At 72.7% G+C, this 26,836-nt stretch carries 24 protein-coding genes and 1 riboswitch; of the genes, 9 read left to right on the top strand and 15 right to left on the bottom strand.

The window, feature by feature from the left end; translation table 11 throughout:
* Window positions 1–29: 29 nt before the first annotated feature.
* Complete coding sequence (locus E1165_RS17210; protein ID WP_243704831.1) at window positions 30–1,292, bottom strand: aromatic acid exporter family protein; 1,263 nt, start codon at window positions 1,290–1,292, stop codon at window positions 30–32.
* 187 nt (window positions 1,293–1,479) lie between these two features.
* Here E1165_RS17210 and E1165_RS17205 point away from each other — a divergent pair, with 187 nt between their 5' ends.
* Window positions 1,480–2,127 (top strand): metal-dependent phosphohydrolase, encoded by a 648-nt coding sequence (locus E1165_RS17205; RefSeq protein WP_132392660.1) that lies wholly within the window; start codon window positions 1,480–1,482, stop codon window positions 2,125–2,127.
* Here E1165_RS17205 and E1165_RS17200 read toward each other — a convergent pair whose 3' ends face one another.
* Window positions 2,128–2,511: a DUF4031 domain-containing protein gene (locus tag E1165_RS17200; protein WP_132392658.1), complete on the bottom strand. Its 384-nt coding sequence runs from the start codon at window positions 2,509–2,511 to the stop codon at window positions 2,128–2,130.
* A gap of 35 nt (window positions 2,512–2,546) precedes the next feature.
* Between E1165_RS17200 and E1165_RS17195 the strand changes: the two genes are divergently transcribed.
* On the top strand, window positions 2,547–3,947 hold the full coding sequence (locus E1165_RS17195; RefSeq protein WP_132392656.1) for an FAD-binding oxidoreductase: 1,401 nt from the start codon (window positions 2,547–2,549) through the stop codon (window positions 3,945–3,947).
* A gap of 18 nt (window positions 3,948–3,965) precedes the next feature.
* Here E1165_RS17195 and E1165_RS17190 read toward each other — a convergent pair whose 3' ends face one another.
* Complete coding sequence (locus E1165_RS17190) at window positions 3,966–4,472, bottom strand: hypothetical protein (RefSeq protein ID WP_243704830.1); 507 nt, start codon at window positions 4,470–4,472, stop codon at window positions 3,966–3,968.
* An 87-nt stretch (window positions 4,473–4,559) separates the two neighbouring features.
* On the bottom strand, window positions 4,560–6,377 hold the full coding sequence (locus E1165_RS17185; RefSeq protein WP_132392670.1) for a glycerol-3-phosphate dehydrogenase/oxidase: 1,818 nt from the start codon (window positions 6,375–6,377) through the stop codon (window positions 4,560–4,562).
* A gap of 344 nt (window positions 6,378–6,721) precedes the next feature.
* Here E1165_RS17185 and E1165_RS17180 point away from each other — a divergent pair, with 344 nt between their 5' ends.
* Window positions 6,722–9,163, top strand: coding sequence for a S8 family serine peptidase (locus E1165_RS17180; RefSeq protein ID WP_132392654.1), 2,442 nt, complete (start codon window positions 6,722–6,724; stop codon window positions 9,161–9,163).
* Between the two features lie 79 nt (window positions 9,164–9,242).
* Window positions 9,243–9,479: a hypothetical protein gene (locus E1165_RS17175; protein ID WP_243704829.1), complete on the top strand. Its 237-nt coding sequence runs from the start codon at window positions 9,243–9,245 to the stop codon at window positions 9,477–9,479.
* Window positions 9,480–9,544: 65 nt separating this feature from the next.
* Here E1165_RS17175 and groL read toward each other — a convergent pair whose 3' ends face one another.
* From groL to E1165_RS17160, 3 genes are all read right to left on the bottom strand, one after another.
* Window positions 9,545–11,167, bottom strand: coding sequence for a chaperonin GroEL (groL, locus tag E1165_RS17170; RefSeq protein ID WP_132392652.1), 1,623 nt, complete (start codon window positions 11,165–11,167; stop codon window positions 9,545–9,547).
* A gap of 275 nt (window positions 11,168–11,442) precedes the next feature.
* On the bottom strand, window positions 11,443–12,630 hold the full coding sequence (locus E1165_RS17165) for a hypothetical protein (RefSeq protein ID WP_132392650.1): 1,188 nt from the start codon (window positions 12,628–12,630) through the stop codon (window positions 11,443–11,445).
* Window positions 12,631–12,735: 105 nt separating this feature from the next.
* Window positions 12,736–12,939, bottom strand: coding sequence for a cold-shock protein (locus tag E1165_RS17160; RefSeq protein ID WP_013288855.1), 204 nt, complete (start codon window positions 12,937–12,939; stop codon window positions 12,736–12,738).
* A 220-nt stretch (window positions 12,940–13,159) separates the two neighbouring features.
* Between E1165_RS17160 and E1165_RS17155 the strand changes: the two genes are divergently transcribed.
* Window positions 13,160–13,702 (top strand): GNAT family N-acetyltransferase, encoded by a 543-nt coding sequence (locus E1165_RS17155; RefSeq protein ID WP_132392648.1) that lies wholly within the window; start codon window positions 13,160–13,162, stop codon window positions 13,700–13,702.
* A 162-nt stretch (window positions 13,703–13,864) separates the two neighbouring features.
* Here E1165_RS17155 and paaN read toward each other — a convergent pair whose 3' ends face one another.
* From paaN to E1165_RS17125, 6 genes are all read right to left on the bottom strand, one after another.
* Window positions 13,865–15,538 carry a phenylacetic acid degradation protein PaaN gene (gene paaN, locus E1165_RS17150; protein WP_207916923.1) on the bottom strand — a complete coding sequence of 558 codons (1,674 nt, stop codon included), beginning with the start codon at window positions 15,536–15,538 and terminating at the stop codon, window positions 13,865–13,867.
* A gap of 52 nt (window positions 15,539–15,590) precedes the next feature.
* On the bottom strand, window positions 15,591–16,610 hold the full coding sequence (locus tag E1165_RS17145; RefSeq protein WP_132392644.1) for a GNAT family N-acetyltransferase: 1,020 nt from the start codon (window positions 16,608–16,610) through the stop codon (window positions 15,591–15,593).
* A gap of 328 nt (window positions 16,611–16,938) precedes the next feature.
* A complete protein-coding gene (thrC, locus tag E1165_RS17140) occupies window positions 16,939–18,228 on the bottom strand; it encodes a threonine synthase (RefSeq protein WP_132392642.1) in 1,290 nt (429 codons plus the stop codon).
* Between the two features lie 11 nt (window positions 18,229–18,239).
* Window positions 18,240–18,372: riboswitch (SAM riboswitch) on the bottom strand.
* Window positions 18,373–18,543: 171 nt separating this feature from the next.
* Window positions 18,544–18,993, bottom strand: a complete 450-nt coding sequence (locus E1165_RS17135; RefSeq protein ID WP_132392640.1) for a DoxX family protein — start codon at window positions 18,991–18,993, stop codon at window positions 18,544–18,546.
* A 220-nt stretch (window positions 18,994–19,213) separates the two neighbouring features.
* Window positions 19,214–20,872: an OmpA family protein gene (locus E1165_RS17130; protein ID WP_132392638.1), complete on the bottom strand. Its 1,659-nt coding sequence runs from the start codon at window positions 20,870–20,872 to the stop codon at window positions 19,214–19,216.
* A gap of 531 nt (window positions 20,873–21,403) precedes the next feature.
* Window positions 21,404–23,515 carry an MMPL family transporter gene (locus E1165_RS17125; RefSeq protein ID WP_132392636.1) on the bottom strand — a complete coding sequence of 704 codons (2,112 nt, stop codon included), beginning with the start codon at window positions 23,513–23,515 and terminating at the stop codon, window positions 21,404–21,406.
* A gap of 177 nt (window positions 23,516–23,692) precedes the next feature.
* Between E1165_RS17125 and E1165_RS17120 the strand changes: the two genes are divergently transcribed.
* Window positions 23,693–24,610: a LysR family transcriptional regulator gene (locus tag E1165_RS17120; RefSeq protein ID WP_243704828.1), complete on the top strand. Its 918-nt coding sequence runs from the start codon at window positions 23,693–23,695 to the stop codon at window positions 24,608–24,610.
* 24 nt (window positions 24,611–24,634) lie between these two features.
* Here the strand turns inward: E1165_RS17120 and E1165_RS17115 are convergent, their stop codons facing one another.
* Window positions 24,635–24,856 carry a GntR family transcriptional regulator gene (locus tag E1165_RS17115; protein ID WP_243704827.1) on the bottom strand — a complete coding sequence of 74 codons (222 nt, stop codon included), beginning with the start codon at window positions 24,854–24,856 and terminating at the stop codon, window positions 24,635–24,637.
* 137 nt (window positions 24,857–24,993) lie between these two features.
* Here E1165_RS17115 and E1165_RS17110 point away from each other — a divergent pair, with 137 nt between their 5' ends.
* The 3 genes from E1165_RS17110 to E1165_RS17100 all read left to right on the top strand — a co-directional run bounded on the left by E1165_RS17110 (window position 24,994) and on the right by E1165_RS17100 (window position 25,978).
* Window positions 24,994–25,251 (top strand): hypothetical protein, encoded by a 258-nt coding sequence (locus E1165_RS17110; RefSeq protein WP_132392632.1) that lies wholly within the window; start codon window positions 24,994–24,996, stop codon window positions 25,249–25,251.
* A gap of 161 nt (window positions 25,252–25,412) precedes the next feature.
* Window positions 25,413–25,673 (top strand): DivIVA domain-containing protein, encoded by a 261-nt coding sequence (locus E1165_RS17105; protein ID WP_132392666.1) that lies wholly within the window; start codon window positions 25,413–25,415, stop codon window positions 25,671–25,673.
* Window positions 25,661–25,978, top strand: a complete 318-nt coding sequence (locus E1165_RS17100; protein WP_371687357.1) for a hypothetical protein — start codon at window positions 25,661–25,663, stop codon at window positions 25,976–25,978. Before E1165_RS17105 ends, E1165_RS17100 begins: the two co-directional genes overlap by 13 nt.
* Here E1165_RS17100 and E1165_RS17095 read toward each other — a convergent pair.
* Window positions 25,968–26,831 carry an ABC transporter permease gene (locus E1165_RS17095; RefSeq protein WP_132392664.1) on the bottom strand — a complete coding sequence of 288 codons (864 nt, stop codon included), beginning with the start codon at window positions 26,829–26,831 and terminating at the stop codon, window positions 25,968–25,970. The two genes, E1165_RS17100 and E1165_RS17095, sit on opposite strands and share 11 nt — an antisense overlap.
* Window positions 26,832–26,836: the final 5 nt, after the last annotated feature.

Genomic DNA, 26,836 nt, shown 5'->3' with positions numbered 1-26,836 from the left:
CCCTCGGCCGGTCGCGACGTCGCGGTTGGTCAGCCGACCGGCGGCGCGGTGGGCGGTTTCGGCCGCCCACCGTCCGGCTCGGGGCCGCCGCCCTGCGGCGCGCGGTGATCGCCGAAGGACCGCCGGACCAGCCGGTTAGCGTCCTCCTGCGAGATGCCGGAGGCGACCATCAGGTCGCTGGCGGTGGTGCGCACCTGGGCGATCACCACGCTGCCGGAGAAGCCGACTCCCTGCCCGTACGCCCGGCCCGCCTCGCTGACCGCGCGCAAGGACCGCTCCCGGGCCTCCGTCGGCTCCTGGCCGGCGGCGAACTCCTGCCGCAGCAGACGTACCGATGCGGCGAGATGGGCCACCGCCTCGGGCATCGGCTCGGGGATCGGCTCCTCGTCCTCGATCAGGGTGACCGCGCGCCGGATCAGCGTGCCGCTGTTGCGCATCGCCCGGTCGATCGGGTCGGCCGCCTCCGCGTAGTGGGTCAGCTCGCTGCGCCGGTGCCAGCGGGCCGGGGAGAGGGTGATGGTCTCCTTGGCTCCCTCGATCGCCTCGGTGAAGGCGGCGAGTTCCTCCTTGTTCTCCCGGAGCCGTTCCAGGGCCTGCTGGGCGCTGTCCCGGTCCCGCCTGCGTAGCGCCTCGGCGCAGACGTCGAGCTGGTCGGAGAGCAGGTCCAGGGCGGGCCGGGCGGCCCGGTTGATCACCCGCAACGGGTTGAGCGGCAGCAGGATCGCGGTCACCAGCAGCGCGATCCCGCCGCCGATGAAGGCGTCGACGAAGCGGGGTATCTCCAGGTCCTGGGTGGAGGGGCTGAGCGTGACGATCAGCACCGCGGTGGCGGCGGCCTGGATGACGATGGCCACGCTGCCCCCGAAGAAGATGGTCAGCAGGATGGCCGAGGTCACCACGAGCCCGAGCTGCCAGCCGCCGGTGCCGAGGAAGTAGATCAGCACGTCACCGAGGAAGACCCCGACCGCCACCCCGATGATCAGCTCGACGGTGCGGCGCAGGCGCTGGCCCACCGAGGCGGCCAGGGTGCCGACCGCGGAGATCGGCGCGAAGACCGGTTGCGGATTCCCCAGCAGTTCGTAGGCCGCGAACCAGGCCAGGGCGGCGGCCACTCCGGCCTGGACGGCCAGACCGAACGCCATCCGGACCCGGTGCAGCCGGTCCTGAAGGGTGGCTCGCCCCCGGTGGCGCAGCTGCTCCACGGCGGCGGCGATCCGGGTGGAGTCGACGTCCGCCGGGGGCTCGCGCAGGCCGGCGCGCCGCATCAGCGACGGTCGTCGGTCCCGGGCCACGGCCATGGCCGGGACTACCCGCGCCGGGGCGGTTCATCCCCGCCCCGGGACGATTGGTGGTCCATCCGGCCGCCGCTCGCCCGGCGTCCCGGCCCGGCTCGTCGCGGCGCTGGCGCGGCTCGCGTCGACGCCTGGGGCGTCCCGCCCCGGCAGCCGGCCCGCACGGCGGTGCGGCAGACTCGGCGGGGTGACCGAGCTGATCGAGCGCTGGCGGGCGGCGGCGCGGGCCGCCGGGGCGACCGGCGACGACCGGACGCTGACCCGGGCCGGCGAGGAACTGCTCACCCGTTGGCGGGAGCCGCACCGGCACTACCACACGGTGCGCCACCTCACCGCCGTGCTGGACGTCGTCGACGGGCACGCGGCGTGGGCCGGGCGGCCGGACCTGGTCCGGCTCGCCGCCTGGTGCCACGACGCGGTCTACGACCCGCACGCCGCCGGTGACGTCAACGAGCGGAACAGCGCCGAGCTGGCCGGCACCCTGTTGGCCCGCACGGGGGTGCCGGCCGCCGAGGTGGCCGAGGTCCGCCGGCTGGTCCTGCTCACCGCCGGGCACGCGGTCGCCGTCGGCGACCGCGACGGGGCGCTGCTCTGCGACGCCGACCTCGCCATCCTCGCCGCACCCCCGGCGGCGTACGACGGGTACGCCTCGGCGATCCGCCGGGAGTACGCGCACGTGCCGGAACCGGAGTTCCGCGCCGGCCGCGCCCGGGTGCTGGAGTCCCTGCTGGCCCTCCCCGCGCTGTTCCGGCTTCCCCCGCTGGCCGCCGCCGGGGAGGCGCCCGCCCGCGCCAATCTCACCCGCGAGCTCGTCGCCCTGCGCCAAACCGGATGATCAGGGAGTTTGGCACCGGTCCGGCCTCGATGAGGACGCTCGGGCGCTGAACGGTGACGGCTCCGGCGCTGAGCCGGGCAGCACCAGACCCGGCCGGTGCTCGGCCACGGTGCGGGCAGCGGCGGAGTGGAGGTGCTTCGGGCGGCGCAGGCCGGCGGCGCGCAGCAGGCGGGCGATCTCGCGGCTGGGAACCACCCGGGCGCCGAGCCAGACAGCCACCCGGAACCGCTCGGCCGGGAGGTCGTAGTGGTCGCGGTCGAAGCCCCGGCGGGGCGCGCCGAGTGCCTCGGCGAAGGCGTGCAGCTCGGCGTACGAGACGTCGCTGATCAGGTGCGACCAGAGCCGCCCCCGCCACGGCCAGGCGGGCCGGTCGAGGTACAGCATGGCGGCCAATCTAGCCGGCGATTAGCCTTCCCCGCATGGTTGGCTCCCCCCTCCTCGACGACCTGCGCGCGGCGCTCGGCGACGACGCCGTCCTCACCGACCCGGACCTGCTGCGCGTACACCGCCGGGACGAGGCGGACCTCTGCCCCGCCGGGACGCCGCTGGTGGTGGTCCGCCCGCGCGACACCGAGGGGGTGGTGGCGGTGGTCCGGGCCGCCGCCCGGCACGGCGTACCGGTGGTGCCGCAGGGGGCGCGGACCGGCCTGGCCGGCGCGGCGAACGCCGTCGACGGGGCGCTGGTGCTGAGCACGGTGGCGATGGACGCGATCCGCGAGATCGACCCGGTGAGCCGTATCGCCGTGGTGCAGCCCGGGGTGGTCAACGCCACCCTGGCCGGCGCGGTGGCGAAGCACGGCCTGCGCTACCCGCCGGACCCGGGCTCCTGGGAGTCGTCCACGATCGGCGGCAACGTCGCCACCAACGCCGGCGGGATGTGTTGCGTCAAGTACGGCGTCACCACCGAGTACGTGCTCGGCCTGGAGGTGGTGCTGGCCTCCGGTGAGGTGCTGCGGACCGGTCGGCGCACCGCCAAGGGCGTCGCCGGGTACGACCTGACCCGGCTCTTCGTCGGTTCGGAGGGCACCCTCGGAGTGATCACCGAGGTCACCGTGTCGCTGCGGCCGGCCCCGGAGGAGTCGCTGACCATGGTGGCGGTCTTCGGGTCCACGGCGCAGGCCGGCGCGGCGGTCGCCGACATCGCCGCCCGGGGGCTCAGCCCGAGCCTGCTGGAACTGCTCGACCGGACCCATCTGCGGGCGATCGAGGCGTACCGGCCGATGGGGTTGCGCACCGACGCGCAGGCGCTGCTGCTGGCCGCCGCCGACACCGGCGTGCGGGCGGTGGACGACCTGGCCCGGCTCGCCGAGGTCTGCGCGGCGGCCGGTGCCGAGGAGGTGTACGCGGCCACTGACACCGTCGAGGCCGCGGCGCTGCTCCAGGCCCGCCGGCTGGCCCACCCGGCGATGGAGAAGTTCGCCGCCGACGCCTTTCCCGCCGGCAACGGCGGCCTGGTCATCGACGACGTGGCGGTGCCGCGCGGCGCGCTGGCCGAGCTGCTGGACGGGGTCTCCCGGATCGCCGAGGAGTGCGGGGTGCCGATCGGCGTGGTCGGGCACGCCGGGGACGGCAACATGCACCCGAACATCGTGGTCGACCGGGCCGACCCGGCCAGCCTGGAACGGGGTCGGCGGGCCTTCGACGAGATCATGCGGCTCGGCCTGGCGCTCGGCGGCACCTGCACCGGCGAGCACGGCGTCGGGCTGCTCAAGCGGGACTGGCTGGCCCGGGAGATCGGCCCGGTTGGGATCCGGGTGCACCAGGCGATCAAGGCGGCGCTCGACCCGGAGGGGCTGCTCAACCCGGGCAAGGTGCTCTGAGCCGTGGCCCGGCCGGGCTCAGGCGGTCGGCTCCGCCGGGGTGGCCTGGGTGAGCAGCAGCAGGATCTCGTACGCCACCGGCGGGCGCTCCTCGCCCGGGCAGTCCTGTGTGGTGATCAGACCGACCGAGGTGAGCAGGCTCGACGTCAGCGCGTCGATGCAGGTGGCCCGGTACTGGCGCACCTGATCGGTCTCCTGGGCCAGCCGGGGGTCGGCGAGCAGCCCGTGCAGCCGCGTCACCTGCTCCGGGTCGAGCGTCCCGGTCGAGGTGACCCCGTCACCGGCGCAGTCGTCGCACGTCCACCGGCCGTCCGGCTCCACATTGAGCGAACGGAGCGGGCCGTCCTGGCCGAGCTTCTGCACCAGGCTGACCCGGTCGGCTCCGGAAGGGGCGCTCGCCCCCGTCCCCCTGGGATCCTTGGTGGACGCCTCGTCCCCGCCGAAACCGGAACAGGCGGTGAGGGTGACCGTCAGGACGGCACCGGCGCAGACCATGAGCACACGTGACCACTGAGGGGGAACCACGCGCCGCAACTTACCTGACCGTAGGTAAGCGTTGGTACCCGTCGGACGGACGGGCGTCGATGGGTGCAACGTTCGGTGCCCGATCGGTCACCGGGAGGATGTCGGTAGTTCAACGTTGTCTCCCTCGGTACCCCGGTCCGCGGCGAAGCCGCGGACGTCGGGTGCGCCGAGCCGCGCCGCGTCGGCCGTGGCGTCGTCCGGCATGAGTTGCGACTGCCGCTCCGCCTCGACCCGCGCCCGGTAGTGCGCGACCTCCCGCTCGCGGATCGCCGCGTCCCAGCCGAGCACCGCGCCCATCAGCTCCGCCGCGTGCTCCGCCGACTCCAGCCCTCGGTGGGTGGTCTCGATGGAGATCCGGGTACGCCGGGTCAGCACGTCCTCCAGGTGCAGCGCCCCCTCGGCCCGGGCTGCGTACGTCACCTCGGCGGCGAGGTACTCCGGTGCGCCGGCCAGCGGCGAGGCGAGCAGCGGGTCGGCGTCGATCAGCGCCAGCAACTCCAGGGTGAGGGTGCCGTACCGCTCCAGCAGGTGCTCGACCACCCCGACCGGCACCGCGTGCCGTCGGGCCAGGTCGGCGCGATCCCGCCACATCGCCGCGTACCCGTCGGCGCCCAGCAGCGGCAGGTCGGCCGTACGGGACGGGCGCACCCCGCCCAGGCGGAAGGCGGCCCGGTCGACCACGTCCGAGGCCATCACCCGGTACGTCGTGTACTTGCCGCCGGCGACCAGGAGCAGCCCGAGCATCGGCTCGAAGACGGCGTGTTCCCGGGAGAGCTTCGAGGTGGAGTCCGCCTCGCCGGCCAGCAGCGGGCGCAGCCCGGCGTAGACGCCCTCGATGTCCGCGATGGACAGCGGCTGGTCGAGGACGGTGTTGACCTGGTCGAGCAGGTACTGGATGTCGCGCGCGGAGGCGGCCGGGTGCGAGCGGTCCAGCCGCCAGTCGGTGTCGGTGGTCCCGATGATCCAGTGCCCGCCCCAGGGGATCACGAAGAGCACGCTGGTGGAGGTACGCACGATCAGCCCGGTCTCTCCGGTGATCGCCGACCGGGGCACGACGAGGTGCACGCCCTTGGAGGCGCGGACCCGGATCCCGGGCCGCAGCCCGACGTCGTTGAGCATCCGCGACATGTCGTCGCTCCACACGCCGGTCGCGCCGATCACCGTCCGGGCGCGTACCTCGAACTCGGCATCCGGGGAGCCGGTGGCCGCCTCCAGGTCACGGACCCGGACCCCGGTGACCTCACGGGCCTGCCGGATCAGCCCGACGGCCCGGGCGCTGGACACCACGGTCGCGCCGAGGCTGGCCGCGGTGCGGGCCAGGGTCACCACCAGCCGGGCGTCGTCGACCTGCCCGTCGTAGTAGCGGATGGCGCCGGCCAGCCCCTCGGTCTTCAGGCTCGGGAAGACCCGCCGGGCCCCCTCACGGGTCAGGTGCCGGTGCAGCGGCATCCCCCGGCCACCGCCGAACACCCCGGCGAAGGCGTCGTAGGTGGCCACACCCGCGCCGTAGTAGGCCCGGCGGAACGCTCGGGCCGGCAGGTCGCGCAGCCCCCGCCCGGACGGCAGCGGCACCAGGAACGGCACGGGACGCACCAGGTGCGGGGCGAGCCGGGTGGCGAGCAGCCCGCGTTCGGTCAGCGCCTCGTGCACCAGGTGGAACTCCAGTTGCTCCAGGTAGCGCAGGCCTCCGTGGATCAGCTTGCTGGAGCGGCTGGAGGTGCCGGCCGCGTAGTCGCGCGCCTCGACCAGGGCCACCTTGAGCCCCCGGGAGGCGGCGTCCACCGCGGCGCCCGCCCCGGTGACACCACCGCCGATGATGAGCACGTCGAACCGCTCGGCCCGGAGCCGACGCAGGTCCTCGGCGCGGCGCTCCGGGGAGAGCTGGCCGGCGGTGGATCGGGTCATGTTGGGGTCGCGCACCCGTCCACGGTAACCGCCCGGGGTCCCGAGCAGCAGAGGTGGAGCCCGACGGCACCTCCCGCCCCCGATCGCTCACCCTGGGTGACGAGCACTATCCCCCTATTCCTACCTCGGCGGCGACATACCGGGTACTCCTCGTCACCGTCGTGCGGAGGGCAGCAGAGCGGAGGAGGCGCGCAGGCGCCCTCGGGAGGACCGGACCGCGACCCGCCCGGTGGCAGCCGCGCACCGGCGCCGCGAACAACGACCCGACCGCGAACGCGACAGCGGAGGGTGAACGGGACGGCGAGGACGGCGGCACAGCCACCCGGCTGTCGTACTGTTTCCGGATGCGGGCCGAGGCAGCTGACTCCGGAAGCGACGGCGGGGTGCGACACGGAAGCCCGTGGGCCGTGCTGGCGGCGACGCTCGCCGGTACCTGGACGGTGGCCGCCACCACGCTGCTGCAACTCGCCGGGTGGTCGGTCGACCAGTTCCGGCTGGCCGGCGGCCTGGACCGCTGGACGTGGCTCTGGCCACTGGCCGGCGCGCTCACCGTCCTGCTGACCGGCCTGCCCGCCCTGCTGCTGGCGCTGCTCCCCCGCTCAGCCGCGGTGCGCGCCACCGGTCGGGCCTGGCTGGCCGCAGCGGTCGCCCTCGGCGTGTTGGGGGCGCTGCGGGCGCTGCCGCCCGCACACCACGAGCTCTACCTGACCGCGTTGGCCGCGAGCGCCACCGCGCTCGCCGTGGTCGCCGCCCGCCTGCCCCACCCCCTTCACACCGCCGGGCCGAATCCGCCCGGACCGGCCCAGGCGGTTCGCCGCGTGGCGGCATCCGACGGCCGGCGGCCAGGCCCGGTCGCCCTGCTCGCGGTGGCCGCCGGACTGGCGTTGCTGCTGCCCTGGGTCTGGCTCGGCGCGCTCGGCGGCCTGCTGGAGACTCTGGCCGCGGCGGCAGCCGCGGCAGCCCTCGGCGGCCTCGCCGGGGTCCTGCTCGACGGGCGGTTCTGGGTGCCGTTCGACCCCACCGCACCATCCCGACCGGCGGGGTCGGTGCTGGTCGGCGGCCTGGTCGCCGGGGTCGCCCTGCTGCTGCTCGCCGCCGGGGCCGGCCAGTCGGGGGCGCAGCTTCCCGCCCTGCTCACCGTGCCGCCGGTCGCGTTCACCCTGGCCGCCCTCCGAGCCCTGGCCCGGCGTACCGGCGCGACCGGCGCGGCCCCGACCCGCTGGCTGGTCGGGCTGGCGCTGTTCGGCCCACTGGCCTTCGCCGACCCGGAGGAGATCTCCATCCTGCTGGCCACCACCCGGGACGTGCCGTTCTGGGTGGCGGTCGCCGCCGCCGGCGGGCTCGCCGCCGCGGTCCTGCTCGCCGTCGGGTACGGCGTGCTGCTGGCCCGCCCGCGCGGACCCGTGCCGAGCCGGCGGGTCGCCACGCTGGTCGCGGCGGTCCTGCTCGGCACCGTCGGTGTGGTCGACCTCGGCCCCGGGCAACCCGGGTGGCACGGCGAGCGGTTGCTGGTGGTGCTGCGCGAACAGGCGGACCTCTCCGCTGTCCCGGCCGGGACGCCGGGTCGCGCCGGCCGGGACGCGCGCGCCGCCGAGGTGTACCGCCGGCTGGTCGCCACCGCCGACCGGACCCAGGCCGACCTGCGCCGGGACCTGGCCCGGCTGGGGCTGAACCCCACCCCCTACTACCTGGTCAACGCGATCGAGACCGACGGCGGTCCGGCCGTGCGGGCCTGGCTCGCCGGCCGACCCGAGGTGGACCGGGTCCTGCTCAGCCAGCGGCTCCGCCCGCTTCCGGCCCCGGCCCCGGCCACCACCGGTGACCGGTCCGCGCCCACCGGTCCCGTCTGGAACATCCGGCTGATCGGAGCCGACCGGGTCTGGTCCGAGCTGGGGGTGACCGGCACGGGCGTGGTGGTGGGCAGCTCCGACTCCGGCGTGGACGGCCGGCACCCGGCGCTCGCCGGGGGCTTCCGGGGCGGTGACGACTCCTGGTACGACCCCTGGGAGGGCACCCGGTCGCCGCACGACAGGGCCGGCCACGGCACCCACACCCTCGGTAGTGCCGTCGGCCGCGACGGCATCGGCGTCGCCCCCGGCGCGCGTTGGGTTGGTTGCGTCAACCTCGACCGCAACCTGGGCAGCCCGGCCCGCTACCTGGACTGCCTCCAGTTCATGCTGGCCCCGTTCCCGCCGGGCGGCGATCCGTTCACCGACGGCCGGCCGGACCGGGCACCCGACCTGCTCAGCAACTCGTGGGGCTGCCCGCCCGTCGAGGGGTGCGACGCCCGGGCACTGCGCCCGGCGACCGCCGCGCTGGCCGTCGCCGGGATCCTCGTGGTCGCCGCCGCCGGCAACACCGGCCCCTACTGCGGCTCGATCGCCGACCCGCCCGCGCCGTACCCGGACGTGCTGACCGTCGGCGCGGTGGACCGACAGCGGAGGGTCGCCGGGTTCTCCAGTCGAGGGCCGGCCACCGGCGGGGCGGCCAAACCCGACCTGGTCGCGCCGGGCACCGACGTGCTCTCGGCGATGCCCGGCGGCGGGTACGCCACCCTGGCCGGCACCTCGATGGCGACCCCGCAGGTGGCGGGGGTGGTGGCGCTGATGTGGTCGGCCAATCCGACGCTCGTCGGCGACCTGGAGCGCACCCGGCGCGTCCTGCGGGAAACCGCGCAACCGGCCGCCGCGGCTCCCGGCGCGGGCGGCTGCGCGGCCGGCGCCGACGCCCAGGGCGCGGGGATCGTCGACGCGTACGCCGCCGTCCAAGCAGCCCGGGCCGGCTGAACGGATCGTGGTCGGCATAACGCGGTTCACCCGCGCCGCCGACCGATGACCCCTACCGTTTCGGTAGAGGAGGCGCGCCATGGCCACGGACGACGAGCAGAGCGACGACACGGTGCCCGGCGCCTGGGCGCCCGTCGGCGACCCGCCCACCCCGGTGCCGTTCGACCGACGGGACTACGGCGACGCCGAGCAGCTGGCGGAGCTGGCCGGCGCGGACGAGGCGGCCGACGAGCCGGTGACCGTGGTCGACGAACCCGTCCCGGCGCCGCCGTACGACCGGACACAGAAGCGGCGCAACCAGCGGGCCCTGCCCTGACGGACGCGGAAGGGGCGGACCGCTGACGCGGCCCGCCCCTTCTCGGCGTACTGGTGGAGCTGGACTCAGAAGTCCATGTCCCCGCCACCCGGACCGGCCGGGGCGGCCGGGGTCTTCTCCGGCTTGTCCGCCACGACGGCCTCGGTGGTGAGGAACAGCGCCGCGATCGACGAGGCGTTCTGCAGCGCCGAGCGGGTCACCTTGGCCGGGTCGATGATGCCCGCGGCCAGCAGGTCGACGTACTCGCCGTTGGCGGCGTTGAGGCCGTGGCCCGGCTCGAGGTTGCGGACGTGCTCGACGACGACGCCACCCTCGAGGCCGGCGTTGACGGCGATCTGCCGCAGCGGGGCGTCCAGCGCGATCTTGACGATCTGCGCGCCGGTCGCCTCGTCGCCGGTCAGGTCCAGCTTGTCGAAGGCGGTCTTGCCGGCCTGCACCAGCGCGACGCCACCACCCGGGACGATGCCCTCCTCGACGGCGGCCTTCGCGTTGCGGACGGCGTCCTCGATGCGGTGCTTGCGCTCCTTCAGCTCGACCTCGGTGGCCGCGCCGACCTTGATCACCGCAACACCGCCGGCCAGCTTGGCCAGGCGCTCCTGCAGCTTCTCCCGGTCGTAGTCGGAGTCGCTCTTGTCGATCTCGGCCCGGATCTGGTTGACCCGGCCCTGGATCTGCTCGGCGTCACCGGCGCCGTCGACGATGGTGGTCTCGTCCTTGGTCACCACGACCTTGCGGGCGCGGCCCAGCATGTCGAGGCCGACGGCGTCGAGCTTGAGGCCGACCTCCTCGCTGATGACCTGGCCACCGGTGAGGATGGCGATGTCGGCCAGCATGGCCTTGCGACGGTCACCGAAGCCCGGCGCCTTGACGGCGACCGACTTGAAGGTGCCGCGGACCTTGTTGACGACCAGGGTCGCCAGGGCCTCGCCCTCGATGTCCTCGGCGATGATCAGCAGCGGCTTGCCCGACTGCATGACCTTCTCCAGGATCGGGAGCAGGTCCTTCACCGACGAGATCTTGCTGTTGACGATCAGGAGGTAGGGGTCGTCGAAGACGGCCTCCATGCGCTCCGGGTCGGTCATGAAGTACGCGGAGATGTAGCCCTTGTCGAAGCGCATACCCTCGGTGAGCTCCAGCTCCAGCCCGAAGGTGTTGCTCTCCTCGACGGTGATGACGCCTTCCTTGCCGACCTTGTCCATCGCCTCGGCGATGATCTCGCCGACGCTGGTGTCACCGGCCGAGATGGAGGCGGTGGAGGCGATCTGCTCCTTGGTCTCCACGTCCTTGGCGAGCTTGAGCAGCTCCTCCGAGACGCTGGCCACGGCGGCCTCGATGCCCCGCTTCAGGGCCATCGGGTTGGCGCCGGCGGCCACGTTGCGCAGGCCCTCACGGACCAGGGCCTGGGCCAGGACGGTCGCCGTCGTCGTGCCGTCACCGGCGACGTCGTCGGTCTTCTTCGCGACCTCCTTGACCAGCTCGGCGCCGATCTTCTCGTACGGGTCCTCGAGCTCGATCTCCTTGGCGATGCTCACACCATCGTTGGTGATGGTGGGGGCGCCCCACTTCTTCTCGAGCACGACGTTGCGGCCCTTGGGGCCGAGCGTCACCTTCACGGCGTCGGCGAGCTGGTTCATGCCCCGCTCGAGGCCGCGGCGCGCCTCTTCGTCGAACGCGATCATCTTGGCCATACGGCGTTGTCCTCCTGGACACTCACGGGCCACCCGAGTGTGTGCCCCGGATGGGCCGCCTGGTGTACGCACCTTGGGACGTCGCCACCTGGCGACGGCGACGTCCTTCGGCCGGGCCGGATAGCCCGCGACGACCGGCCATGTGCCCCGTTGACGTTGCGGAACGTCACCGCGACCGTGGCCCCACCGCCCCGACCTTTGGCACTCGCATGATGCGAGTGCCAATGACTTGTTTAGCACTCTCCCATGCCGAGTGCAAGCACACTCCGGATCGGTCAGCCGAGTTCCGCCGCCAGCCGGGCGGCGTCCACCGGACCTTCCTGTGCCCGCTGCTCGGCGTACGTGGCGAGCAGCCCGACGAGTTGAACCAGCTGGAACGGCAGGGTCAGCACCCCGGCGACCAGGACCAGGACGAGCACCGCCACGGCCGAGCCGGGCGAGGCGAGCGGGTCGAGGCCGAACGGCGCGGTGGCGATCTCCTCCAGCACCGCGCCGATCCCGACGCCGAGGAGCATCGCCAGCGCCACCAGGCCGACCCGGCCGAGGACCAGACCTAGCCGGTCGTGGAAGAAGCGGAAGGACCGGCCGATCGGGCTCTGCCGCTCGAAGAGGTAGACCGGGCCGGCGAGGGCGAGCGCGAAGGCGAGGTAGACGCCGGGCAGGAGGAAGAAGCACGACCCGGCCAGCACCAGCAGCGAGACCAGCAACTGCCAGCCCCACAGGCCGGGAGCGCGGCGCAGACCGTACCGGAGCGCCCCGCCGAAGGCGACCGGCTCCCCGGCGGCCTGGCGGGTCACCACCCAGGTGCCGCCCGCCCAGCCGACGCACTGCACCAGGCTGGACAGCAGGGCGAGCACGACAACGGCAGCTCCGAGGACGGCGAGGTCGCGGAAGAAGCCCTCGGGCAGGGAGCCGTCGGCCGGGAGCGACTGCTCCTCGACGGACGGACTCAACCCGAGGGTCACCAGCGAGATCGTCAGACTGGGCAGCACCTGGGTGAGGAACAACAGCGGCAGCAGCAGGGGCCAACCCCGGCGCACCGCACCGGCGCAGCGCGCGAACCAGCCGCCCACCCCGGCGTACGGCGGGTTGACCAGCGGATCGTTCGGGTTCCCGCCCACGGCGGGCCAGCCGTACGGGGGGTGGCCGCCGTAGGGCGGATAGCCCGGGTACGGGCCCGCGCCCGGCGGGAGGGTGTGGACCGGCGGCGCCGGCGGATGCCACGGGTACGGATCGACGGGCTGACCGGCGGCGGCTCCGCCCACCTCCGGCCGGGCCGGCCCGGCCGGGTCGGCGGCCGGCCAGCCCGACCCGCCGGGCTCCGTCGCGGAGGACCCGTCCGACGGGTCGGGACCGCTCGACTGCCGGGGCACCACCGGGCCGGGGGGCTCGGACTTGCCACCGGGGCCGGACGAATCCACGGGACCGGGCTCGGAAGCACCCGGCGGGGACTGGTCGGACATGAGCCCTCCTCAGCGACGACAGCTGGAACGGCTCCCGATCTTTCCGGGTGCCCGCCAGCGCCGCTGCCCCGCCCGGGTAGCGCGACGAGGCGGGACCGGGCCGACTCAGGCGATGACGCGGACCCGCTCGGCCTGCGGACCCTTCTGGCCCTGGGCGATCTCGAACTCCACCCGCTGACCGTCGTCCAGCGCCTTGTAGCCGTCCATCTCGATGGCGGAGAAGTGGACGAAGACGTCCTGGCCGCCGTCGACGGCGATGAAGCCGTAGCCCTTTTCGGCGTTGAACCACTTCACGGTGCCCTGTGCCACGGTGCACTTCCTCACTCTGCGCGGCGTTCCACAACTCCGGACACCGGCGAACCGGCACCGGGGGCCCCTCGTTCGGCGATCGGCGACGGCCGCTGAATCGGTGACCGAAATCGCACGCTACACGAAGCGTGACGACGGCGCACGACCACAAATCAGGCAATATCCGGCACAGAAGAACCGCTGCCCCCATCGGCGTCCATCGCTACGGTAAGCAGGTGCCATGACACGTGCCCCGGCCCCGCCGGACACCCCGCCGGACCCCTCGACGGCCACCGTTCGTCGGGTACGCCCCTCCGACGCCGCCCGGATGCGGGCGCTGCGGCTGGAGATGCTCGCCGACTCCCCGCTGGCCTTCCTGGAGACGATCGCCCAGGCCGCCGCCCGCCCGCACGCCGAGTACGCCGCCCGGGTCGCCCACGTCTCCCAGGGCTGCCACACCGCCCAGTTCGTCGCCGACCCCGGCGGCCGGCTGGTCGGCCACGCCGGCGGGATGGCCTCCCCCGACGAACCGGCGCTGACCGTGATCTACGCGGTGTACGTGACCCCGACCTGGCGCGGCCGGGGACTGCTCGGCCGCCTGGTCGACGCGGTGGCCGCCTGGTCGCGCGAGTGCGGCCGGCCGGAGCTGATGCTTGAGGTGGTGGTCGGCAACGAACGCGCCTACCGCGCCTACCAGAGGATCGGCTTCACCGACACCGGCGTACGCGTTCCCCACCCCACCGTCGCGGCCATGCGCGAACTCCAGATGCGCCGCCCCGCCTGACCCCGACCAGACCAGGGGACCCGACGCACGGCAGAACCTGGAAGACCACATCCCGGGCGGAGGGTGACACGGCAGGGTCTCCGGGGCAGACCGCCTCGCGGAGAGATCGAGCCTGACCGCCCGGGGCGGGGCGGTCTGCCCGGAAACCCCCAGGAACGAGACTCAGGCGGGCCGGCGGCTCTGCACGATGCGGAACCGGTTCGCGACGTACGCGCCGTCGGTCAGGGCGGCGTTGGCAGCCGGGTTGGCGCCGCTGCCGTGGAAGTCGGAGAACGCGGCGGACTGGTTGACGAAGACTCCTCCGGTCAGGTTGCAGGACAGGTGCACCCCGACGTCGATCGCGGCGGCCTCGGCCGCGTCCAGCACGGCCCCGTCGGTGGAGTAGACGGCGGCGGTCAGCGCGCCCTTCGCGCCGACGGTGGCGCGGAGGATCTCCAGGCTGTGCGCGGTGGAGTCGGTCGCGATGACGAACGAGATCGGCCCGAACCACTCCCTGCCGTACACCTCGGTGTCGTCGGCGGCCAGCCGGACGATGGTCGGCGTCCGCACCACCGCGCCGGGCAGCGACGGATGCGCGACGGTACGCGACTCCAGCACCGCCGTACCGACCTTGGTGACCTCGTCGAGACGCGCCAGCACCCCGTCGTTGACGATCGCGCCGGTCAGCTCGACGCCCCGGGCCGGGTCGGCGGTGAGCTTGCCGACCGCGGCGGCGATGCCGGCCGCCACCTCGTCGAAGCTCTTGTGCCCCTGGTCCGTGGCGATGCCGCCGGCCGGGATCAGGATGTTCTGCGAGGTGGTGCACATCTGGCCGCTGTAGAGGGTGAGGGTGAAGCCCAGGTTGCGGCACATCCCGGCGAAGTCGTCGGTGGAGTCGACGACAACCGTGTTCAGGCCGGCCTTCTCGGTGTAGACGACCGCCTGCCGGGCGTTCGCCTCCAGCCAGTCGCCGTACTCGGTGGAACCGGTGAAGTCGACGATCTTCACGGCCGGGTGCAGGGCCAGGGTCGAGGCGAGCCCCTCACCCGGGGCCTCCGGCGCGAGCAGCACCAGGTTCGGGTCGAAGCCGGCCTCGGCGAGCACCTCGCGGGCGTACCGGACGGTGATGGCCAGCGGCAGCACGGCACGGGGGTGCGGCTTGACGACCACCGGATTGCCGGTGGCCAGCGAGGCGAACAGCCCCGGGTACGAGTTCCAGGTCGGGAAGGTGTTGCAGCCGATCACCAGGGCCACGCCTCGGGGCACCACGTGGTACGTCTTGGCCATCCGCAGCGGGTCGCCCTTGCCGGCGCTCTTCTCCCAGGCGGCCGTGCCCGGGTGCCGGGTCATCTCGGCGTACGCGTAGGCGACCGCCTCCAACGCCCGGTCCAGGGCGTGCGCCCCGCCGGCCTGGAAGGCCATCACGAACGCCTGGCCGCTGGTGAACTGCACCGCGTTCGCCAACTCGAAGACGTGCCGGTGTAGCCGGTCCAGGATCTCCAGACAGACCCCCGCCCGGGCGCGCGGGCCGGCGTCCCGCCACGCGGGCAGCGCGGCGGAGGCGGCGGCGACCAGTTCGTCGGCGCCCGCGTGCGGGTAGCGCACGCCCAGCGGCAGCCCGAACGGGCTGGTCTCGGTGGCGACCCGGTCGACGGCGCCGGGCTGGTCGAGGGGGAAGTCGCCGTTGAGGTACGCCTCGAAGGCGGCCTTCCCGTCGGCGGCGGCGGTGTCGCCGTACACCCGGGGGCTGGGCGACTCGGGGTAGGCGGACCAGTACCCCCGCTCGGTGATCGCGGTCAGCGCCCGGTCGAGGGTGTCGGCGTGCCTGTCGTACAGGGCCTGCGGGGTCTCCGTCATGCCCGCCATCATGCAACAGGAAGGCCGCAGATCAGTAGGGCCCTGTCACAACTCAGATCGCCAGTTGCCACTCCGTCGCGGCGTCCAGGGCGCGGAAGCCGAGTTGCTCGTTGACCGCGACCATGTGGACGTTGTCGGCCGCGTTGTAGGTGTCGATGGCGCGCAGCCCCGGCTCGTGGGCCAGCACGTGCTCCAGATTCTCGATCTTGCAGAGCAGGCCGAGCCGGTGGCCCCGGTGGTCCGGGTCGACGATGGTGCTCTGCTGCCACGCGTGCCAGGTGCTGTTCGCGGCGAGGGTGAGCAGGCTCCAGGCGACCAGCCGGCCGCTGGCCTCGTGCACCGCCCCGACGTGGTACCGGCGGACTCCCCGGATGTCGAGCGCCCGCTCCATGCCCCGGAGCCGGTCGGCGTCGACGTTCTCCTGCTCCCACTGGAGGTCGCCGGTGGGCGCGTCGGCCATCAACCGCCCCTCCAGGTAGGCGACGTCGGCGACGTACTCCTCCGGGGTGGTCTGCCGCCACCGCACCGTGCGGTAGCCGGTCGCCGCGCCCCGGGCGGTGTCGGCCAGCGCGTCGAGCGCGGCCCGGTCGAGGGCGGTGGTGTCGAGCCGGCGGCGGACCTCGGCGAGCGCGGGGTGAGCGCCGACCGCCACGGCGAAGGCGTCCCCGGCCCGGTCCCGCTCCGGGCCGCCGGGCAGGGCGGAGACGGCCGCGCCGACCACCCGCTTGCGGCCGGCCTCGCGCAGCAGTCGCAGGCCGTGCTCGTGCAACGCCCGCCCCACCCCCCGCCGCCGGTACGCCGGTTCCACCACCAGCTCGGCGACGGCGTTGTCGGTGTTGTCGAGTTGGGGAAGTTCGAGGCGCAGCCAGCCGGCCGGCGACCCGTCGAGCCGGGCCAGCGCCCAGCGGGTGGCGATCCCGGGCATCGGATGCCAGACGAGTGCCTCGAACCGCCGCCGGCAGTACGGCGGGAGACCCGGAAGGTCGATCGGCTGGGCGGCGGCGCCGATCCGGTACGCCGCGTCGACCGCGGCCTGGTCGGCGGGGTCGATGGCGGTGACGGTGACGGGCATGCCGTGAGCCTGGGCCAAGGGACGACGAAGGGGCCAGCGATTATCCGCCGGCCCCTTCGGACGCTGGTCGGGAGGGACGTCCGCACAACGCCTCCGGCGTTGGGTCGCAAGAACTTGAAAAGTCTCCGGCGGATGCCCTCCCGCACGGAGCATCTTGCGCCGTCCCTTTCCTGCCGTCAAGTCCTCGACGGCAGGTTTTCCGCACTCACAGCAAAAAGCCAGTTACCCGGCGGATCGCCCCCATCCCCCGCTCGGGCGATGCGCCCTCCCCCACCCGGGTGCGGCAGCTCAGCCCCGGGGACGGGGCGAGGCAGGACGGGACGGGGTGTCAGGAGAGCAGGCCGGCAGCACGGGCGGCGCGCAGCGAGGGCTTGATGCGGTGCGTCGGGCCGACCTGGCCGGCCACCGCGTCGATGGTCTTCAGTCCCTCGCCGGTGTTGAACACGACGGTCTCGGCGGTGGGGTCGAGACGGCCGGACTCGACCAGCTTGCGCAGCACCGCCACGGTGACCCCGCCGGCGGTCTCGGCGAACACGCCGGTGGTGCGGGCGAGCAGCCGGATGCCCTCGCGGATCCCGTCGTCGTCGGCGTACTCCATCCAGCCGCCGGTGCGGCGCACCGCCTCCAGCGCGTAGAGGCCGGCTGCCGGGTCGCCGATGTTGAGTGACTTGGCGATGCCGGTCGGCTTGACCGGGACGATGGTGTCCCGGTCGTCGTGCAGGGCGGTGGCGATCGGGTTGCAGCCGGCCGACTGCGCCCCGAACACCTTCCAGCCACCGGCCGGCGCCTCCACCAGGCCGATCTCGACCAGCTCGCTGAACGCCTTGTCGACCTTGGTGAGCAGCTCCCCGCTGGCCATCGGAATGACCACCTGGGCGGGAATGCGCCACCCGAGCTGCTCGGCCACCTCGTACCCGAGGGTCTTGGAGCCCTCGGCGTAGTAGGGGCGGACGTTGACGTTGACGAACGCGGTGTCCTCGAACTCGTCGGTTTCCACCAGTTCGCCGCAGAGCCGGTTCACGTCGTCGTACGACCCGTCGATGGCGACCAGTTCGCCGCCGTAGACGGCGGTGGTGACCACCTTGCCCTGCTCCAGGTCACCGGGGATGAAGACCACCGAGGGCACCCCGGCGCGGGCCGCGTGGGCGGCCACCGAGTTGGCCAGGTTGCCGGTCGAGGCGCAGGCGAAGCGGGTGAAGCCGAGCTGGCGGGCGGCGGTCAGCGCCACCGAGACGACCCGGTCCTTGAACGAGTGGGTCGGGTTGGCGCTGTCGTCCTTGACCCACAGCGGGGCGGTGACGCCGAGCTCGGCGGCGAGGTGCGGGGCGGCGACCAGCGGGGTCAGCCCCGGGTCGAGAGTGACCCGGGTCGCCGGGTCCTGACCGGCGGGCAGCAGGGCGGCGTAGCGCCAGATGTTCTGCGGGCCGGCCTCGATCTGGGCGCGGGTGACGGCGGCCAGGGCGGCGGTGTCGTAGTCGACCTCCAGCGGCCCGAAACACGCGTAGCAGGCGTGCTGGGCCGCCAGCGGGTAGCGCGCGGAACAGGCGCGACAGACCAGGGCGCGGGCGGGGCTGGTGGCGGTGTCGATGCCGGCGGAGGCGGGAAGCGTCGACGTCATGTCGAGGAGTCCTCTCATCTTTCCCCGCATCGCACCGTGCGGCGGGGACGGAATTGGCACCTGCCCGCGCCGGCTCGTCGTCGAGCGTGCGGGTGGTTGCCGGGGCGTCGTCGGGCCGTATCCCTCAGCCCCTCTGGATGAGGTATGCAGTTGTACCGAGGAGTTTAAGCGGATTCGGTACCCGCGCCCAGGGGGCTTCCCACGGTGTGAGCCATCCCCCATGTCGCCGACGGCCGGGCGACAGACCCGCGCCGACCTGCGACACGTCGCCGGAGACCCCGGGGCCGGCATCCGACGACGTGCGCCGCGGCCGGGTCAGGCGGGGACCGAACTCCGCTCGGCCACCCCCGGCCGGACGGCCTGTCCACGACGCCGGCGGAACACCGTGTCGAGCGCCCACGGGCCCGAGCCGAGCACCATGATCAGAGCGAACGACCAGCAGAAGAGGGCGGAGAGTTCGCCACCGTTGCGCAGCGGCAGCAGCCCGTCGGGCTGGTGTACCACGAAGTAGGCGTACGCCATCGAGCCGGACGCGAGGAGGGCGGCCGGTCGGGTGGCGAGCCCGACCATCACCAGGGCGCCGCAGAGCACCTGGATCAGCCCGGCCCACCAGCCGGGCCACTGAGCGACCGGCAGCGCTTCACCGCTACCCCGGTTGCCGCCCAGGACGCCGAAGACGGACGCCAGGCCGTGGCAGAGAAAGAGCAGCCCGATCACCATGCGGAACAGGGACAGGGCGGGGCCGCTCAACCGGTCAACATTCATCTGGTCACCTCCGAGGAGTGGGATGGTCACCCCAATATGAGGTATAGACTCATGGAAGTTAATAACTATCTTGCTGCCGGGAAGGTCTCCGAGGCAAAATCCAGCCCGGCAGCTGGTGTCGCGCACACCGAGTCTCGCGAGTGATCTTGCCCACGTCCGCGGCACCCTTACCCGCCGGACCCTGACCACGTGGGCCGCGGCAGTCGGAGTGCCAGGCCTTTCATCTGACCGGCACGTTCTCGATCTTGCCGAACGGTCCGGCGTCGAAGGTGACCGACTGGGCACCCGCCGGGGGCGCCGGTACGTACATGTAGGCCCGCTGCGGCTGCCCGGTCTGCCAGCCGTGTAGCTGCCCGTCAAGGTAGCTCTTCACGTTGTCCACGGTCACGAACGCGGCACGGTACGCGGTGCCCGTCGCCGGGTCGGTCACCGCGAACGACGCGTACGCCGGTCCGGGGTAGGCGGGTGACCTGAAGTAGTTCAAGCCGGGGTCGAGCTTCGTCCCGGACAGGTTCGCCAGGTCGAAGACCGCGACGAGGTAGCCGCCGTCGCGGTAGAACGGGTAGACCCTCAGGTGGAACTTCACCGGGCCGGCGGAGTCCGTCTGACTGTCGGACGCACCGTCCCGCTCCGCCACCACCGTGCCGTCGTCGGCGCGGAACGCGGCGGGCGTCCCCCCGCCACCCGTGGCCTGCGTTGTCGTGGCACCGTCGGGACCCGCGGTGGCGGTGGCCGGCTTCCGCGGATACGTGATCTCGACCCGGCGGTTGCGGGCGCGCCCCTCGGGATTGTCGGAGCCGTCCGGTCTCCTCTCCTCGGCGACCGGCTGGGACTTTCCCTTGCCGGAGACCGTGAACCGCCAACCGCCGCCGAGCTCGGCCCGAAGCTGCGCCTCGACCGCCTGGGCGCGCCGCTCGGACAGCTTCTGGTTGTCCGCGGGGGAGCCGATCCCGTCGGTGTGCCCGATCACGGTGATCGGTCGAGCCGGATCGGCGCCGCCCGCGATCTCCCTCGCCGTCTCGGCGAGCAGCGTCTTCGCCTTACCCGTCAGGGTCGCCTCGCCGAAGTCGAACAGGATGTCCGAACGCAGCGCCACAGAGTTCTGCACCGAGGAGGACAGAGTTTCCCGCTCCGGGCCGACGACCAGGCCGGACACGTCGGCGACCACGCTGAACGCGTCTGCGGGTGGCTCGACCGCGGGCAGTTCGACGGTCGCCCCGGGCGGATGCGGTGAGTTGATCGCCAGGATCTGCTGAACTCGGGCGCGGGCGTCCTCCGCCACGGGGGTGGCGGTGTGGCTTCCCTCGGTGACCGGCACGCCGGTGAACTCACCCGTCGTGCCCGGGGACAGCACGGTCACCGCCGTGACGCTCCGCGGCAAGGATGGAAAGTAGACGACCGCCGAGTAGTGCACCCCGGGCTGTAGCTTGACCTCGTTGAGGCGGCTGCCGAAGCCCAGGCCGTACACGTTGTCCAGCCGGTACGCGTGGTAGAGCTTGCCGCCGACCGGGTCCAGCAGTTTGAACCCGACGAACGAGTAGTCCGAGCTGGAGTCGCCGAACCGGTCGATGCCCAACTGTTCGGTGGCTTCCAGGTTGGTCACGGTGACCCGCAGCACCGTCCGCTTCGGGTCGCGCGACACGCCGTCGACCTGAACCCGAAACTCCGCCTCGTTGGTTCGGCTCACGTCGAAGATGCCGTCGCGGGCGATGTTCGACGCCCGCCCGACCGAGCCCGTGCCGCCGCTGCTCGCGGGGACATCGGCTGGCGTGCCACCCGTCCCGGTCCTGCCGGTGCACGCGGTCATCGCGGCAAGCAGACCGACGGTGAGCACCAGACGCTGTCCGACGGTCATCATGTTGCTCTTGGATTTGGACACGGGCGAAGTATCCAATCGGGTGCGAGTGTCGACGACATCGAGGCCACCCACGCCGCCTCCACGGGAAGGCCGGGCCGCGGCAGGTATCGAGGGTGACGATGGCGAGGGCGGGCCGGTTCTGCGCGACAGCCGTCGCCGCGCTGATGGCCGGATGCACGACCGGCACCGAACCACCCACCACACCGGCGACCCCGTCCCGACGGCCGGTTCGCCCACCACCTCCGCGCGACCGACTCACCCCGAGGACTGCCCACCAGGGGGCGTACGGATCACGGCCCTCGACGTCGACGCCGCCATGGGGCTGCGGGCGATGGGCATCGAACTGGTCAACCGCGGCAGCTCGTGCTCCACCCGGGGAGCGGGCCGGTGCCGCCCCCATCTGGCGCAATCTGGTCGACAACCCCACGGTGCCGGCGACCGACGGCAGGTTCCTGGGTCGCCCCGGTGGCGGGTCAGCCGGCCGTCGAGGTGCAGGGGTCTCCCGATCGGTGTCGGAAGGCCCTGGTGCTGGTGCGCCGGTGGTGACGTGTGTCAGGTACCCGCGAGCGCGGGTTCGAGGTCGGGCTTGCCCGTCGGTGGCTGGGGATCGTCGTGCTGCTTGAACAGTTTGCTGGGCCACCACATCCATCGCCCCACGTCCAGGGTCAGCGCGGTGACCAGGACCGAGCGGACGATCATGGTGTCCAGCAGCACGCCGAACGCCACCGCGAACCCGAGCTGTGCCGCGAACACCAGTGGCAGCGCGCCCAGTGCCGCGAAGGTTCCGGCCAGCACCAGGCCCGCCGAGGTGATCACGCCGCCGGTGGCGGACAGACCCGTCAGCGCGCCGCGCCGGGTGCCGTGCCGCGTTGCCTCTTCGCGTACCCGGGTAACCAGGAAGATGTTGTAGTCGATGCCCAGGGCGACCAGGAACACGAACACCAGAAGCGGGAAGTTCGCGTCGGCCCCGGCGAAGTCGAACACGTGGTTGAACATCAGAGCGCTCACGCCGAGGGCCGCCCCGAACGACAGCACCACGGTGGCCATGAGCAGCAGTGGTGCGACGATCGCCCGCAGCAGCAGCGCGAGGATTCCGAAGACCACGACGAGCACGATGGGGATGATCACCTTGGAGTCGCGGGCGGCCGACTGCTGGATGTCGAGCGCTATCGCCGTATTGCCGCCGAGCAGGGCATCCGCACCCTCGATCTGGTGGATCGCGGCTCTGGCCTGTTCGACGGCGCGCATCGCGGCCCTGCTGCCGGGAGGGTCGTCGAGCGTACCGAGGACGAGGGCCTCACCATCCTTGATCATCGGTGCCGCGACGTCGGCTATCCCTGGTACGCCGGACAGCACGGTCTTGACCTGCTCCGCCGAGGCGGCCTTCGCCACGACATAAACGGGGTCACCCGACCCGGCCGGGAAGTGCCTGGCCTGGATCTCCTCACCGACGACCGCCTGCGTCTCGTTGGTGAACTGGCCCCTGCTGGGGATCCCGTCGGCCTTGAGGCCCGTCACCCCGATCGTCATGACGCCGAGGACGAGCGCGGTGCCGATCCACACGATCCGCGGCCGGCGGGAGACAGCGACGCCGACCCGGGTCCAGATGCTCGGCCGAGTCGCCTCGGCCGATCCGTACGAGGGCCTCACCGGCCAGAAGATCCAGCGGCCGCAGATGACCAGCAGGGCCGGCATCAGCGTGACCATGGCCAGCAGTCCGACGAGGATGCCGATGGCACTGGCCGGGCCGAGTCCCTTGGTGGAGCTGAGCGTGGCGAGCATCAGCACCAGCAGGCTGACCGCGACGGTCGCGGCGCTGGCGATGATCGCGGGACCAGAGCGGAGCAGGGCCTCCGCCATGGCTTCGTGCCGGTCCTCGTGCCGCCGCAACTCCTCCCGGTACCGCGAGATGAGCAACAACGCGTAGTCGGTGGCCGCGCCGAACACCAGCACGGTCAAAATGAAGCTGGTCTGCGTGTTGACGGTGAGTCCCGCGTTCTTCGCCAGCAGGTAGATCACCGCTTCGGCTGTGACAAGAGCGCCACCCGCGGCCAGTAGCGGCACCAGTGGCAGCAGGGGGCTGCGGTAGGTCAACAGCAGGATGGCGACGACCACCAATGCGGTGATCGTCTCCACGAGACCTCCGCCGCCGAAGGACTTGATCGAGTCGGATGCGTAGCCGGCCGGTCCGGTGACGTGGAACCTGAGACCGTTGGCGTTCTGCTCAACGACCTCGGTCATCGCGTCGATGACCTTGCGGGCTCCGACCCAACCTTCCTTGCCGTCGTGAACCTGGACCACGGTCTGAATGGCCTTGCCGTCCTGGGACTTCGATGGGCCCTGCGGTTGCCCCACGACGTTCTTGATGCCCTTGAAGGCCTCGGCGTCGGCCAGGGCCTTGGTCATGTCGGCGGGGGTGACGCCCCCGGGCCGGTCGTAGATCACGATGGCGGGCAGGGTCTCGGCGGGTCGGAACTTCCCGGCCTGCTCGACGACCTTGGTCGACTCCGCGTTGCCGGGCAGCCAGGCCGCATTGTCGTTCTTCTCGACGTCACCGAGCTTGCCGGCCAGCATCAGCGCCGGGACCAGCAGGGCAATCCAAAGGGCCACGATGACCCACTTCGCCACCCTGCCGGCGGGCAAGGTCGTTACTTCTCGCATCATCGGGATTCCTTGCTGTTCGATCGGCATGGGAAAGATCGACGTGAGGGTCTCGTCGGAGGTGGCAAGGTCGCCCGGTTCAGCAGGAGGCTCAGCATCGAGCCGGTCAAGGTCATGTGACCGACGCTAGGGTCCGAATGAGTTAACCTCAAATGCAACTTCTGCACAGCAAGGATGCATGTGACGCAATCACGGCTGGATCTGAACCTGCTCACCGCGCTCGACGCGCTGCTCAGCGAGCGCAGCGTGGGTGGCGCCGCGCGGCGGTTGCACCTCTCCGCGCCGGCCATGAGCCGCACGCTCGCACGCATCCGCAAGGCCACCGGCGACGCCATCCTGGTGCGCACCGGCCGCACCATGACGCCGACGCCACGGGCGCTGGAGATTCAGGTCGCCACCCGCGAACTCCTCGAACGCGCCGAGGCGATCTTCACGCCGCCGGGCATGCCGGACCTGCCCCGGCTGACCCGTACCTTCTCGATCGTGGCCGCCGACCTGGCCGCCGTGGTCGGCGCGCGGCTGCTGGACCGGATTCGCCGCGAGGCGCCCGGTGTGACGCTGCGGCTTCTCGGCGAGGGCGCTACCGATTCTGGCCGTCTGCGGGACCGCGACGTCGATCTGGAGATCGGCGTCATCAACGGCGCGCCACCGGATGTCCAGGTGCAGCCACTGGCGGAGTACGAGATGGCGCTGGCGGTGCGGGAAGGGCATCCGCTCACCCGCGGCCGCCTCACTGCGGCCCGGCTGGCCGCCGCCGACCACGTCAGCGCCTCCTACTGGGGCCTCGCCACCGGCCCGCTGGACACCGCACTCGCCGCGCACGGCCTGCGCCGCGCGGTGGTCGCTGTCGTACCGTCGCACACCGAGGCGCTGCTGATGGTCGCGCGCAGCGACCTGGTCGGCCTGTTGCCGGTACGGCGAGGCGAGCACGTGTCATGGGTACCCGGCGTGCGGGTGCTCGCCCCGCCCGTCGTACTGCCCACCATGGGGGTGTCGCTGGCGTGGCACCGCCGGCACGACACCGACGGCGCGCACGAGTGGCTCCGCCACTGCGTGACTGAGGTCATCACCGCCCCCATGACCAAGGCAGCCCCGTAGTCCGCTGAACGCGGCCTCCGGCCCTCAGCCCTCGACGTCGGATTCCCTGGCTACAAAAACTCCGAGGCCCTGCCGCCCCAGCAGCTCGCCAGACTCAATTAGGATGTCCACCGCCTTGCGGACGGTCACCGGACTCGTCTCGTACTGATCAGCCAACTCGCGGGTACTCGGCAGCTTGTCCCCCGGCTTGAGGATGCGCCGCCGCCACCGGTGCTGCTGGAACGGATGAGCGGCGGCTCCGCGCACCCTGCCATCCGGCGGGCCCGGCGCAGCGGCGAGGACACCCTCAACCTGCCGGCGACGCGGAACAGCAGCTCAGGGACGGAACCGGCCGGCTGCGTGCCGATGCCGGCAACGAAGAGCCGGTCACCATCGGTGGACTGGTGACGGCGCTGGACACCGTGCGGGACCAGTTGGGCGGGGCGGCCACCCGGATCGGGCAGTTCCCGGCCCGGATCACCACCGCCGGGCAGCAGCTTCTCGGCGCGGACCGGCCCGGCCTGGTCGACGAGACGGTGGCCGATCAGTGGCAGCGCGCCGCCGAACAGCTCGGCCTGATGGCGGAGAGCCTGACCACGGCCGTCGCGGCGCTGGCGGCCTTCACCGGCGGGTTGTCCGGCGCGGAACCAGCGACCCCCTGAGCGGACTCCCCGAGCGGAAGACGGGCCCGGGGCGGGTGCCGGGCTCCGGCCGGTACGCCACGCGCGCGGTCGTGCCGGTCGACCCCGCCCGCCCCGGTGCCGCAGCCCGGCCCGATCGAACCACGGCATCCCGACGGACACCGAAAGGAGAGACAGTTGTGATGTACCGAGCCATGCAACGCCTGCTGCCGCAGCACGTCCGCGCCGCCACCTTCGATCGTCGCCGGTGGCGCGGCCTCGACCCCGAGCAGGTGTACGCCTACCTCGACCGGCTCGCCGACGAGCTGGAACGGCTCACCCGCGACCTGTGCACCGCCAACACCGAGGGAGAACGCATCCGCCAGGCGTTGCGGCAGTGGCAGTCGCGGCACGCCGACTGCCGGCACACCCGGGTGGCCCCGAACAGCCGGTGGCACCCGTGAACGAGCCGCACCGGATCATTCATCTGCCGACCACGCTGACCAGCGTCGACCAGGCCGCCGCCCTGGCCATGGCGCTGCGCCGGTCCCTCGGCCACGTGCTCGCCATCGACTTCGGCGAGACCACCCTCTCCGAGGAGGACCGCCAGTCCGTGCGTACCCGGGTCTGGTGCGACGCGAGACTGAAGGAGGGTCGCTGCGCCCTGCCCACCGCACATACCGGCCCCCGCGCCGCGGTAGAGATCGGGGCAGGAAACGGTCCTCCCGTGGCCCGGTTCCTGCCCCGGTCCCGACGAGTCAGCTGGTGATGTCCTTGCGGGTGAAGCGCCAGAAGGCCAGCGCCCAGAAGACCGTCGCGTAACTGATCGCCGAGATGGCGCCCCGCACCACGTCGTCGGTCTGCATCGGGGTGGAGAGCAGCCCCAGCCAGGCGGTGCTGTAGTGGGTCGGCAGGAAGGAACGCAGCGCACCGAGCGCGGTGATCTGGTCCAGGATGCTGGACAGGATCCACAGCAGCACCGCGCCCCCGACCGCGCCGAGCGCGGCGTCCGTGATCACCGACAGCAGGAACGCCAGCCCGGCCACCACCAGCAGTACGACCGCCAGGTAGCCGAGCACCGCCAACAGCCGCAGCACCCCCTCCCCCGGCGTCAGCTCGGCGGCCACCTGGCTGCGCAGCGGCGTCCAGCCGTACCGCAGGGTGCCGGCGAGCAGCGCCGTGCCGGCGAGCAGCAGCAGCGCCAACGCCGAGTACGCGAGCGCGACCAGCAACTTCACCGTGAGCAGCCGCGCCCGGGGCACCGGGACGGCCAGTAGGTAACGCAGGCTGCCCCAGCTCGCCTCGCTGGCCACGGTGTCCCCGCAGAACAACGCCACCACCACGACCAGCAGGAAGGACGCCGAGACCAGGATCGAGAAGAGGGTGAAGTTCAACCCGCCCGCGGTGGCCAGGTCTGCCAGGCTGGAGAACTCGCCCCGCCCGTCCCCCTCGTCGTCACCGGAACCGAACTGGAACGCGATCAGGATGATCAACGGCAGCAGCACCATGAACCCGAGCGCCAGCTGGGTACGCCGCCGCGACGCCTGCCGGCGGAACTCGGCCACGAACGGCAGCGTCGCCGACGGGCGGTAACCTGCCGCCGCCCCGCCCCGGCCTGCCACGCCGG

This window comes from Micromonospora sp. KC723 (assembly GCF_004348595.1).
Lineage (GTDB): Bacteria > Actinomycetota > Actinomycetes > Mycobacteriales > Micromonosporaceae > Micromonospora.
The sequence above is the reverse complement of the archived record's forward strand: the minus strand, read 5'-3'. Positions and strand labels throughout refer to the sequence as shown.